Source organism: Cognataquiflexum rubidum, from assembly GCF_022538115.1.
GTDB classification, from domain to species: Bacteria; Bacteroidota; Bacteroidia; order Cytophagales; family Cyclobacteriaceae; genus Cognataquiflexum; species Cognataquiflexum rubidum.
The window spans coordinates 23,485-35,463 of the sequence record NZ_JAKZAL010000008.1 but is presented as its reverse complement, the minus strand read 5'-3'; the positions used below and the strand labels follow the sequence as shown (position 1 = coordinate 35,463).

12 protein-coding genes are annotated in these 11,979 nt (G+C 39.8%); 4 read left to right on the top strand and 8 right to left on the bottom strand.

Annotated elements, in window-relative coordinates; translation table 11 throughout:
• Positions 1–6 precede the first annotated feature (6 nt).
• From MMU05_RS10310 to MMU05_RS10300, 3 genes are read right to left on the bottom strand one after another with little or no spacing between them, the layout of a single operon-like run.
• On the bottom strand, positions 7–1,131 hold the full coding sequence (locus MMU05_RS10310; RefSeq protein ID WP_241141604.1) for an efflux RND transporter periplasmic adaptor subunit: 1,125 nt from the start codon (positions 1,129–1,131) through the stop codon (positions 7–9).
• Positions 1,132–1,160: 29 nt separating this feature from the next.
• Positions 1,161–2,519: a TolC family protein gene (locus tag MMU05_RS10305; RefSeq protein ID WP_241141603.1), complete on the bottom strand. Its 1,359-nt coding sequence runs from the start codon at positions 2,517–2,519 to the stop codon at positions 1,161–1,163.
• Complete coding sequence (locus tag MMU05_RS10300) at positions 2,516–3,124, bottom strand: TetR/AcrR family transcriptional regulator (RefSeq protein ID WP_241141602.1); 609 nt, start codon at positions 3,122–3,124, stop codon at positions 2,516–2,518. The genes MMU05_RS10305 and MMU05_RS10300 overlap by 4 nt, the downstream gene beginning before the upstream one ends.
• A 224-nt stretch (positions 3,125–3,348) precedes the next feature.
• On the opposite strand from MMU05_RS10300, the gene MMU05_RS10295 reads away from it, so the two are divergent.
• Positions 3,349–4,152 (top strand): alpha/beta fold hydrolase, encoded by an 804-nt coding sequence (locus MMU05_RS10295; RefSeq protein WP_241141601.1) that lies wholly within the window; start codon positions 3,349–3,351, stop codon positions 4,150–4,152.
• A gap of 127 nt (positions 4,153–4,279) precedes the next feature.
• Here the strand turns inward: MMU05_RS10295 and MMU05_RS10290 are convergent, their stop codons facing one another.
• Together MMU05_RS10290 and MMU05_RS10285 are read right to left on the bottom strand one after the other, a co-directional pair.
• Positions 4,280–5,614 (bottom strand): S41 family peptidase, encoded by a 1,335-nt coding sequence (locus tag MMU05_RS10290; RefSeq protein ID WP_241141600.1) that lies wholly within the window; start codon positions 5,612–5,614, stop codon positions 4,280–4,282.
• A 52-nt stretch (positions 5,615–5,666) separates the two neighbouring features.
• Positions 5,667–6,056: a Dabb family protein gene (locus MMU05_RS10285; RefSeq protein WP_241141599.1), complete on the bottom strand. Its 390-nt coding sequence runs from the start codon at positions 6,054–6,056 to the stop codon at positions 5,667–5,669.
• A gap of 75 nt (positions 6,057–6,131) precedes the next feature.
• Between MMU05_RS10285 and MMU05_RS10280 the strand changes: the two genes are divergently transcribed.
• The 3 genes from MMU05_RS10280 to MMU05_RS10270 all read left to right on the top strand — a co-directional run bounded on the left by MMU05_RS10280 (position 6,132) and on the right by MMU05_RS10270 (position 9,582).
• On the top strand, positions 6,132–7,118 hold the full coding sequence (locus tag MMU05_RS10280) for an aldo/keto reductase (RefSeq protein WP_241141598.1): 987 nt from the start codon (positions 6,132–6,134) through the stop codon (positions 7,116–7,118).
• A 93-nt stretch (positions 7,119–7,211) separates the two neighbouring features.
• Entirely contained in the window at positions 7,212–8,504 is a 1,293-nt protein-coding gene (locus MMU05_RS10275) for a glycosyltransferase family 4 protein (RefSeq protein WP_241141597.1), read from the top strand.
• Positions 8,479–9,582, top strand: coding sequence for a DegT/DnrJ/EryC1/StrS family aminotransferase (locus tag MMU05_RS10270; protein WP_241141596.1), 1,104 nt, complete (start codon positions 8,479–8,481; stop codon positions 9,580–9,582). Before MMU05_RS10275 ends, MMU05_RS10270 begins: the two co-directional genes overlap by 26 nt.
• Here the strand turns inward: MMU05_RS10270 and MMU05_RS10265 are convergent.
• Genes MMU05_RS10265 through MMU05_RS10255 form a run of 3 tightly spaced genes read right to left on the bottom strand, consistent with a single transcriptional unit; the run spans position 9,564 to position 11,818 of the window.
• Positions 9,564–10,604, bottom strand: a complete 1,041-nt coding sequence (locus tag MMU05_RS10265) for an adenylate/guanylate cyclase domain-containing protein (protein WP_241141595.1) — start codon at positions 10,602–10,604, stop codon at positions 9,564–9,566. The genes MMU05_RS10270 and MMU05_RS10265 overlap by 19 nt on opposite strands.
• Positions 10,605–10,622: 18 nt before the next feature.
• On the bottom strand, positions 10,623–11,000 hold the full coding sequence (locus MMU05_RS10260; RefSeq protein WP_241141594.1) for a response regulator: 378 nt from the start codon (positions 10,998–11,000) through the stop codon (positions 10,623–10,625).
• Between the two features lie 11 nt (positions 11,001–11,011).
• Positions 11,012–11,818, bottom strand: a complete 807-nt coding sequence (locus MMU05_RS10255) for a sensor histidine kinase (RefSeq protein WP_241141593.1) — start codon at positions 11,816–11,818, stop codon at positions 11,012–11,014.
• Between the last annotated feature and the right edge of the window lie 161 nt (positions 11,819–11,979).

The following is an 11,979-nucleotide window of genomic DNA, read 5'->3' as shown; positions in this document are numbered from 1 at the left end:
ACAATTTTACTTGGCAATGTTTACAACAAAATTATCTCCTACTTCTCTGAATCCTTTGTCGATAAGAACTTCTGAACCTGTCAAGCCTTCCAAAATTTCAGTTACCTCTTTATATGTTTTTCCTCGTTTGACATACCTTTTCTTACTCAGGCTTTCATCCACAGTAAATACATAATCGCCTTTATTGTCCTGTAGGATCAAATAATTGGGTACTGTCACTGCTGTTAGGTTTTCATAATCCTTGATCTTGATCACGGAAATCATGTTTGGCTTCAAAAATTCCAAAGAAGGAACTGCGATTTCAACTTTAAAAGTCCTGTTATTAGGATTAATGATGGCTCCAACCGATGTAATCCTTGCACTCAATTCCTTTTCAACTGAAGGAAAACTAACCTCAACAGAATCACCTCTTTGGATCAAACCAACATATTTTTCAGAAACATCGGCTTCAATAAACAAGTCGCTGTCACCCACAAACTGAAACATGGGCACTCCTGGCTGAACCAATTCACCCAATCTAACTTGAACATTTTCCACCGTTCCGTTGAAAGGCGCCCTTACCAAAGTTTTTGATTGCTGTGACTTCAAAGTCGCCAAATTGGTTTCCAAAGATTCCTTTCTATTCTTAGATTCCAAATATTGGATTTCAGTACCTATTTGCTGCTTCCATAACCTGTCCTGCTTATCAAAAAGGATAGTCGCCAATTCTAATTGCTTTTCAACTTCGTCAATGTTTCTGAGGATAGTTTCTGCATCTATTTTGGCCAAAATCTGACCTTTGCTTACCCTCATTCCTTCTACAGCTGTGATTTCTTGGATTCTGCCCAGTACTTCACCCGAGATGCTGACATTTTTCTTGGACAATACCGATCCCGTAACTTCGACAAAATGCTCAAAATGCTTTTTTTCAACATTTGTTGTTGAAATCAAGATTGATTTCCTGTTTTCTTTTGCAAACTCAGGATCCAATACCGCAATTTCTTTTTCCAAGGTTTCTATCGATGTTCTGAGACTGGCAGCCTCAGACTTCATTTTAGCCAATTCTTCTTTTTTGACGGTAATCTCATCTTTGGGGCCGCATGATGCAACCAAAACCAAAATGATGATTAAAAAGGGAAAATTTGTTTTCATATTTTCTGTATGTTTTTTCTTTTGATAAGTTATAATAAACCCAATGCTTTTTCCAGATCCACTTTGGCTATCAAAGCATCATAAAGTGCTGAGAAATAATTTGTTTCAGAATCCTTTAATGCGGAATCCGCTTCTACCACTTCAAGGTTGGAACCGACACCTTCCTCGTACTTGATTTTGGCCATTCGGAATACTTCCAAAGCAAGTTCCCGGTTTTCCTGCTGTACCTTTAGTGCCTGTAGGTTATTTTCAAGGTTGGTCCTAGCCTGAAATTTCTCTACCTCAATGTTGCTTTCTAAGAATAATTTTTGGTTCTCCAATTGACTTAACTGTGCTCTCTTTTGCTGGATCTGAGAGCTTTTTAGCAAACCGTCAAAAATTGGAATGCTCAGTCTCAACCCGATAAAAGCTCCAGTCACCCATCTGTCTCTTTCCCAAATTAAGCCTGTGGACTGTGCAGCGGCATTTCTCTGGTATGTCCCAAAAAGGTCAAGGTTGGGGATATATTGTGAATGCGAAAATTTGATATCCAAGTCAACCAGATCAATGTTGGTATTGATCTGATCCACTTCCACCCTTCTCGTTCCTTGGAAAGCAAACAGTTCATTGATTTCTGCCGGACTATTCAAATCCTGCAGGCTTTCGCTTAGTATGATATCGTAATCCATGGGTAGCCCCATTTGCAGTTTCAACAGTTGAAGGCTAATGTCGCGTGCTGCTTTTACCCTATCCATTTCTGTTTTAAGGTTATTGCGCTGAACCTTTATCCTAGAAACATCGATTTTCTCTGAAAATCCTGCCTCAAATAAAGCCTGAGTTTCTTTGAGTAAAGTATCTAATCTGCCAAGATTAGCTCCGATCAATAGACTTCTCTGTTCATTTACCAATACAGAAAAATATGCTTTCTTGATCGTTTCCTTGACATCAATTTCACTCTTTTCCTTGTCAAAATCAGTCAACATCTTGTAAGTCCGCGCAGCTTTTAGCCCCACAAAATACGATCCGTCAAAAATCATTTGATTGAGTTGGAACACCAATGCTGAACTGTAATTGACACCCAGTCTCAAAGGAAGTACATCTGAATCAATATCAGGCTGTTGAAACGCACCTTCATTGGGAACAAAGACAACCGGAATCGCGGCATTATGGGTAACATCGTAGCTACCGGTCACCTGAGGTAATCCTGCGGAGCGACGTTCCACTATCTGTGCTTTAGCAATCAAGGTCTCCAACTGGGCGTTTTTAGCATCCACATTGTTTTCCAAGGCATACCGCAAACTTTCTTCAAGTGTCAATTGCAGGACCTTCTCCGATTGGGCATGTCCTTCCATCAACATTGCAAAAAGGAATATCCCTATTCCCAAGAGCTTTTTGGCTGTGGTTTTCATTGGTTTTCGTTTTTCTGTTTTAAGTATGCTTCTCTTCCTTTTTCTGTAAAAATTCCGTAAAGAAAGTGTTCGAAAATTTCTATCTGTAAATCGACCATGTTGTATTTTGAGGGGGGAAATTTGATGGGATCAAAAGTGATCATCATCTGTTCCATTCTTAGCAATGCAATGATTTCGTTGTTGATCTCGGGTCTAAAAAAACCTTCCTCTTTACCTTTCTCTAGTACAGTAATTACTTCTCTGACAATATGAGTTTGCTTGAAATCTTCAAATAATTGCCAACATTGGGGAAAGTAACGCTGCAATTCATTCATGACGAGAGGATTCATATCCGCAAAACGTTTTCTCATGTAAGTGGAAACCCCCACCAGATGCTCAATGATGCCATCAGTCAATTTCGGGAAAGTTTCCATCATGCATTTATCCTGGTCCAAAGAGGCTGCAAATGTTTCGAACACCAAATGATTTTTATCTGTAAATTCTTGATAAATGGTCTTTTTCGATATGCCTGCCTGACGCGCTATATCATCCATTGTCACGGACCTTATACCAAACCGCATAAACTGCTCGGTAGCTGTTTCAATAATTTTATTTCTTGTCTCCAAATTTTCTATAATTAGATGACAAAACTCAGGAAACTATTTGAAAGTTCAAAGTTTCTAAAGTTTTTTTTTAAAATAATATTTTGATAAATTGATTAATGTTAACTTAATAATATATTTAATTTTGATATTACATTATTTTCAATATATTATATCAATAAAGCCTAATTTCGAAAATTAATAATTTACAAAAGTTACCTTTGTTTATATTTTGTTTTAATTAAAAAATGGAGTTTCTTGAGACCAATTTTGGTCATTTGGCGTACAAAAAGCATGGCAGTGGTGAAAACATCCACTTACTTTTCCATGGTTTCGGTCAAAACATGAAAGCTTACGATTCATTTTTACCCTTGAAACAAGAAAATGACTGCTATTTGGTATTTGACATGTTTTATCATGGACAAAGCAGCTGGAAATCGGTAAAACAAAAATTGACTAAAGAAATCTGGAGAGAAATCATGGTTTTGTTGATGGAAAAGGAAAAATTTGAAAAATTCCATCTTGTAGGTTACAGCATGGGCGGAAAATTTTGTCTGATCACGTATGAGTTGTTTCCAAATTTCGTCAAATCACTCCTTCTGATGGCGCCTGATGGTATCAAAACAGGCTTTTGGTACAACATGGCCACATTTCCCGGCATCCTAAACCGATTGTTCAGGCATGTTGTATTTCACCCGGAAAGGTTTTTTAGGACAATGGATTTTTTTCATCGGCTCGGACTTCTGCAAAGTAGCCTAATCAAATTTGTCAAATCTCAAATGGGCACCAGGACAATGAGAGCTCAGGTATATTTTACTTGGAATGTATTCAAGCCGTTGCGGCCCGATTTGGGGCAAATCATCAAGATGATCAGGATGAACCATACTCCCATTTCATTGTTCACGGGTGAATATGATAAAATGGTCACAACTGAAAACTTAAGCCGATTCAATTCCAAAATCCCACATATTTCCCTATATGTATTGAAATCAGGTCATAATAATTTGGTTGATGAAACTGCCAATTTCCTTGCCTCTAAAACATCCAGGTAGAAGCTGGATGTTTAAACCCAAGAAAAAGCAATCGGAAAAAAAAAGATAATAAACCAACCCTTCTTAAATGACAAAAGCGGCCAAATTGCCGCTTTTATTGTTTATCAACTATAGAAACTTTTGAAGATTAATACATCGGAAACTCCTTCATCAAACCCTCAAATGCATCGATCATTTCCCATTTTGGTTGGAAAGAAGTATCCCTCATTCTAGCACTCACACTACCGTTTTGGATAAATTCCAAAGCAGCCTTCAACCTCATTTCTTCCCTATCATCCCAATTTCTGGCCGGATCATCTCCTACGGCAAAATTGACAGGAAATCCGTCAAAGTATTCTGCCCTACCCTCTGAATTGGCAATAGCAAAGGTAATCGGAACCAACTCCACGTTATTGCTGCTCAAAATTCGATTGAAACTTGACAAAGGAAAAGCTCCAACGGGTTTTCCATAGGTATTATCACCTATCAAAACCAAGTCCATGTAAGGTTCTAGGCAATTAACCAATAACTCTGAAGCAGATGCTGAGCCTCTTGAGGTTATAAAAACAATCCTATCAAGTTCAAGATTTCCTTTTTTGGCAAAATTTACTGTACGGTTATTTGAAAATTTATTACCATTGTATCTGTTGGTGTACATCACCCTGCCATTTATTCTGGCAGGAGCGAGGTAATTCAAAATCTGCTCTGTGACATTCACTGATCCCCCTCCATTATACCTAAGGTCAATAATCAATTCATTGATACCTTCGGCAATAAAGTAGTTGAACAAATCCTCTACTTCCTGACTTCTTGTCGGGCTGAGTCCTGCTGTTGCTTTAAAACTTTGATATACCCAATGTCCTACTTTTTTTGACCCAACCTCATATACATTTTTGTATAGTACAGAATTGGTCTGAAAAGCGGCTTTTTGGATAGTACGGGTAGTTTCAGTGCCATCAGGCAACCTGAATTTGAAGGTGTTGGTCACTCCTATCTGATTGGCTCCAAGATTAAATGAATAACTTCCTGTACTGGTTTTGTAGTCAGCAATAGGTTTACTGTTGATTTCCACAATCTGCCAACCTCTTTTCCAACCGTCTTTGCCCGCAGGACCTTCGTCGTAAACGAAAGCAACGAATAATTTTTCGTCTTTATCGAAAGCAAAACTGAATCCATGTACCCCTGAGACTTGACCTGTAAATGCCGCATCAAACTCAGCCTTGGTAGTCAGGTAAGACCACCTGTCTAATGGTTCGAACATCAACTCGTCCAGAACCGCTTGGTTGGAAGCGAATTTTGTCACATCCAAAGTCTGCGGCAACTCGCCTTCCCAATAATACCATTCCTTCATGGCATCGAAAATTGCTTTCTTGACAGTGTCTTCAACTACAACGGGGACTTGTTCTTCCTCAGGGTTACAGGAAAGGAACAAGATGGCTGAGGTCATCAGCATGCCCAAAACGGATAATCTTAACTTTAACATACGCTTGATTAAGGTGATTTCTTCGATATACGTAATTTAGGACCAAAATGGTTTAAATCACAAAGTCATAAACCTTTACGCTGGCCCACTTGTTTGAGTTTTTTTCAATAAAAGCAAGGTGCATGGGATCTGTTTGGTAATAATCCTGATCCTCTATGCTCTTAAAAAATAATGTGCAAGCTACCGAATAACTGTGGTCTACTACAGATCTTGCTTCTGTTGGTGCCGGAACACCCATATAGAAACTATCTACTGTTTTGCACTTCCCTAGTACTGAGGCTTCTTTCATAAAATCTTTGGTATCGACGCCTTCTTTTAACCAGAAAAATACCTGGTGGATCATTTTTTGTTTTTCTGCTTGTTCTGCCATGAGTGAAATTGGTAAAGTTGCTGCCGCACCGGCAACGGTTAAGGTTTGGAGAAATTTTCTTCTGGAATTCATAATGGTAATTTAAAGGTTTAAAGATAAAAATTTAAATTGCTTCCTGAAATTGACTGCCAAAATAAACAAATCAAGATGAATTATAGAAAACTTGGGAAAACTGGTTGGTCCGTATCGGAAATTTCCTTGGGCACTTGGCAAGTCGGAGGAGGCTGGGGAAAACCCTTTGATGACAAATTAGCGAATAGAATTATCCACGCCGCGATCGACCGGGGAATCAACTTCATAGATACAGCGGATGTCTATGATGGCGGATTAAGCGAAGCTGCGGTAGGAAAAGCCCTAAGAGAAAGTACCGAGAGAATATATATTGCCACCAAATGCGGAAGGCAAATTCAACCTCATGTCAATGAGGGATATACCCCCGAAAAACTGAGGGCATTTGTAGAAGCGTCGCTTCGCAATACAGGTTTGGAAACGATTGACCTGATCCAACTTCACTGTCCACCAACTCCCGTATACAGGAGGGATGAAATTTTTGGACTTTTTGAAAAATTGAAGGAAGAAGGAAAAATCCATGCCATGGGCGTCAGCCTGGAAACAGTCGATGAAGCCTTGGCTGCTATGAAATATGAAATAGTATCCTCCATTCAGGTTATTTTCAATATGTTCAGGCTGAAACCTTCGGAAACATTATTCTCCCATCCTGATATTGATAAGTTTGGAATTATTGCCCGCGTCCCATTGGCGAGCGGTCTCCTGACAGGAAAACTGACTGCTGACACCATTTTTTCAAAGGAAGATCACCGCCTGTTCAATAGGCAGGGAGAAGCTTTTGATAAAGGAGAAACTTTTTCCGGCGTAGATTATGAAAAAGGTCTAATTGCAGTTCAAAAATTAAAGGAAATTTTCCATGGCAAGGAATCTTTGGCAGCATGGGCTATCCGATGGGTATTGATGTTTCCCGAAGTAAGTACAGTAATTCCCGGAGCATCCAAAATTGATCAGGTGATTTCCAATGTCAACGCTTCAGGATTACCCGAAATTTCCTCCAAGGATATGGATGCTGTCAGAAAAATCTATGACAAATATTTCAAAGCGGACATTCATCAATTATGGTAAAAATGGGAAGAAGGGTTAAAAATTATCCATGGAACCTGTTTTCCAAAATTCTCCAAACTGTTCACTATAAACTGAACACTGTCAACTGTACAAATGTCTAAGCGGGTTCTGATCATCACTTATTATTGGCCGCCCTCTGCCGGTTCGGGCGTACAGCGATGGTTGAAGTTTGCCAAATACTTACCGGAATCTGGTTGGGAGCCTGTCATTTTTACTCCCGAAAATCCGGATTTTGAACTTAAGGATGAAAGTCTGATGAAAGAAATCAGTCCGTCCTTAGAGGTGTTGAAATTTCCGATTTGGGAACCTTATGGGATATTTCGGAAATTAAAGAAAGAAACCCTCACCGATACAGCCAAAGTCCTTGAAAAAAAGAAAAAGTCCATCACTGATAAGGCCGGGATTTGGCTCAGGGCAAATGCTTTGATCCCAGATCCAAGAAAATTCTGGGTAAAACCTTCCGTGGAGTTTTTGACTGATTTGATTGAAAAAGGACAGTTTGAAGCCATCATTACCACAGGCCCACCCCATAGTATACATTTGATTGGGTTGGAACTCAAAAGAAAAACCGGCATTACTTGGCTAGCTGACTTTAGAGATCCTTGGTCTAGATGGGAGTTTTTGGATACTCTTCCCATGCTTGATTGGGTGCGTCGGCGGCACGAATCATTGGAAAAAGATGTACTACACAAGGCTGATGCCATCATCACCATCAGTCCCACTTTTCAAAAAGACTTTGAAGTCCTTTCAGGTAGACAAATCCATTTGTTGACAAACGGTTTTGACACAGCTGATTTGCCGGAAAATTGGTCAGCTCTCAAGCCCTCAGAGGAAAGTATAGAAATCCTTTACACCGGTGTCATTGATGCGATCCGAAATCCTATTCCTTTTTTAAATGCATTGAAAGAAGTGTTTGAAAATGCTTCTAAAAAAGTCACTTTACGTTTCGTCGGTAAGGTTTCTGAAAATGTAAAAACCCTGATCGAATCAGATTCCTGGTTTCAAAGTCATGTAAAACTAGAGGGATATGTCCCGCATGAAGCCGTATTTTCTTATTACCAAAAAGCACATTTGCTCTTACTGATATTGACGGACACCAAAAATGCGCAGGGCAATATTCCCGGAAAATTGTTTGAATATATTGCCACAGGGCGACCAATTATTGCCTTGGGAGATCCTCAAGGTGACAGTGCCCGAATTTTGGATGACTCGGGTTCAGGACAGGTATATTCGCATACCGATCTCCAGGGAATCAAAAATTTCCTTCACAATTTCAATCCCAAATCTGACTTTGGTCCCTCTGATTCCATCGATAAATATTCGAGAAAAAACCTCACACTTCAACTTTCCAATCTCTTAGATGAATGTACCGATCCCCTTTCTTGACTTGAGTTTGGCAGACCAGGAATTAAAAACAGCATTGGAGCGGAAGTTTTCCGAAATGCTTTCCAAGGGGATTTTTTCCGGAGGAGAAGAGGTAGAATTATTTGCCAAGAACTTTGGGAATTTTTTGGGTACAGAGGCACTTGTTAGCCCTTGTTCAAACGGAACCGATGCCTTAGAAATCGCCCTCAGGGCTTTAGAAATCGGAAATGGCGATGAGGTGATCGTACCGGCCTTGACATGGGTTTCTACAGCAGAGGCAGTAAAATTAGTGGGTGCTAAGCCTGTTTTTATAGATACAGATCCTTCAGGATTAATGGATTTGAATCTTTTGGATAAAGTTAGTCCAAATACAAAAGCTGTAATTCCTGTCCACCTCTATGGGAAAATGGTGGAAATGAAGCATCTTATCGATTGGGCTAGACCCAAAGGGATTAAGGTTATCGAAGACAATGCACAAGGGTTTGGCGCAATTCAAGATGGAAAAAGCGCAGGTTGTTGGGGCGATGTTGGATGTTTTAGTTTTTATCCAACCAAAAATCTTGGGGCATTGGGAGAGGCAGGTGCCTTGTCCACTTCTGATAAAGACCTTTCTATAAAAATCAATATGTTGATCAACCATGGTCAGCCGGTCAGAGACCAACATGAAATCGTTGGAAGGAATGCAAGAATAGACAGCATTCAGGCAGGTTTTTTGAACATCAAGCTAGAATATTTCAAAAAATGGCAGGAAAAAAGAAAATACCTAGCAGCCATTTACCTCGATCATCTTTCCGAAACCGGCGATTTGATTTTACCATATTCCATTTTGGATTCAGATCATAACGCCCATCTTTTTGTAATTCAAACCGCTTTCCGGTCCGAATTGAAACATCATTTACAACAAAAAGGAATCCAAACCTCAATTCATTACCCTACCATCCTACCAAAAATGGTTCCTTATCATTCAAATGACCGTTTTCCAAATGCTGAAAAACTAGCATCCTCCATCCTTTCCCTTCCTTTAAATCCATTTATGACAAAAAATGAAGTGTTAAAAGTCATTTATGAAGTGAAGTTATTTTACGGTAAGACTTCATAAGTCAAAACAGACTTTTCCCTGTTCTTCAAATCGAACGAACCGACTTTTTCAAAGTGAAATGAATTTTTTGCAGCTTCATAACAAGATTCGCTGACCAAAATCTGTCCCCTGTTTGCTGCGGCCTGAAGTCTAGCTGCCACATTTACTGTATCACCAATAACAGTATAATCCAGCCGTTTGAGTGTGGCCGAACCAATATTACCCCAAACCATGTCTCCCGTATTGATTCCAATGGAAACATCAGGCTTATAGGTCCCCGACTCTATTCCAATTTTGGCTTCATGGATTTTTGCCCTGATCGACGAACATGCCCGAAGAGCTCTTTCAAGGTGCTTTTCGCCTTTAAAAGTCGCCAAAACTGCATCTCCCATAAATTTGTCAACCACACCGTTTTCACTGATGATTTCTTGCACCATGATGTCAAAATAGGCATTTAACATATTGACAACCAAGTCGGCAGGTTCGTTTTCACTGATTGCTGTGAATCCGCAGATGTCGATAAATGCAACTGTCCCGTCTACGATTTCATTGTCAAAGAAGGAAGATTCCATCTCTTTGCCCACCATAAAATTGAGGACCGTTTCATCCACATACATTTTGAGAATGTTGTTTTCCTTGATTGCTTTTAAGGTTTCTTTGATGCCTTTGACATGCTTGATGGTTTTGTCTATGGTGATTTCAAGGTCTGTAAAATTCACCGGTTTTGTCACAAAATCAAAAGCTCCACGGTTCATGGCAATCCTGATGTTGTCCATATCGCCATAGGCGGACACTATCACGGACTTCAAAAGAGAGTTGTTTTCATTCAATCTTGTAAGCAAAGTCAATCCGTCCATTTCAGGCATATTGATATCGCTCAGCACCATGTCCACGTCCTTGTGCTCGATAAGTTGCTCGAGGGCATGCCTTCCGTTCATTGCAAAAACAAATTCATATTCATTTTCACGGATTTTTTGCCTGAACTTCTGCCTTATCAATATCTCCAAATCGGCCTCATCATCTACTACTAAAATCTTTGCCATAATCACTCAATCAAAATGTTACGTGTTAATCAAATCCAAAATCTCTTTGCGCAGGGAATCAAAATCAATCGGTTTGGTGAAAAATTCCTTCGCTCCTGATTTGATAGCCTTATTATAGTTGTCACTGTCACCATAAGCTGAAATCATACTCACGCTAATCTGAGGAAATTTCTTTTTTACCTGATCAAGAAGCTCCAATCCTGTCATGCCCGGCATGTTGATATCCGAGAAAACGTAGACCACACTTGGCGGATCAGATTCACCCAAGATAGTCAAGGCCTCTGCACCCGAAAAGGCAAAAATCAATTCAAGGTTGCCTGACCTGGTTTCTTTTCGGAATTTTTGGCGAAAAAGCATCTCCACATCTTTTTCATCGTCGACAATCAGTATTTTCATAAAAACAATATTTACAGGGTCTTAGGTATTAATAGTATAAATCTGGTGTAATCTCCCACGATAGAGTCTATTTCCAAAACACCTTCGTGGTCCTTGATAATATCATGCGTAATACTGAGTCCAAGGCCGGTTCCTTCCGTCCCTTTTTTGGTGGTAAAGAAAGGCATCAACAATTTATCCCTGATGTCTTCCGGTACTCCTGGGCCATTGTCCTCTACGACAACCATCACACTGTCTTCCAGGTTTTTGGTATTGACAGAAAGTTTGGGGAGGTAATCTTTTCCAAGCAGTTCTGTTTTGTCACGCATGGCATCAAAGGCGTTTTTACACAAGTTCAAAATCACCCTACTGAAATCCTCAGGATTGAGCATGACTTTGGGAAGCTCTTCCTCCAACTGGACTTTGATGTCTACGTTGATTGGATTCTTGCTTGCCCGCATACCATGAAAAGCCAAATTCACATATTCCTTGATCAACTCATTCAGATCGGTCGGTTCTTTAATGCCCTTCCCCCCACGGGAATGCATCAACATGGACCTGACTATGCCGTCAGCCCTTGAACCATGTTGGAAGATTTTTGCCAGGTTGCCCCTGACATCACCCAATAGGGATTTTATGTCCGAAGTGGTTTCGTTCTGATCTAATTTTTCAACGGATTCGTAGATCTCATCCACGTACTCCATGCTTAGCTCTGAGAAATTGTTTACGAAATTCAGTGGGTTTTTGATCTCGTGGGCTATGCCTGCAGTCAACTGTCCCAAGCTCGCCAGCTTCTCCTGTTGGATCAACTGTTCCTGTGCTGCTTTCAGGTTTTCCATAATAGCCTTTATTTCATTTTCCAAAGTCAGTTGTTGCAAACGCCACACTTCCTTTTCTTTGGCTATGGATTTCTTAATTTGAACCTTATAAATAATATACCCTACAACAAAAAATACAATGAGAATAAATGTAAAAATCCACCAGTATAAACTTAGGGTTG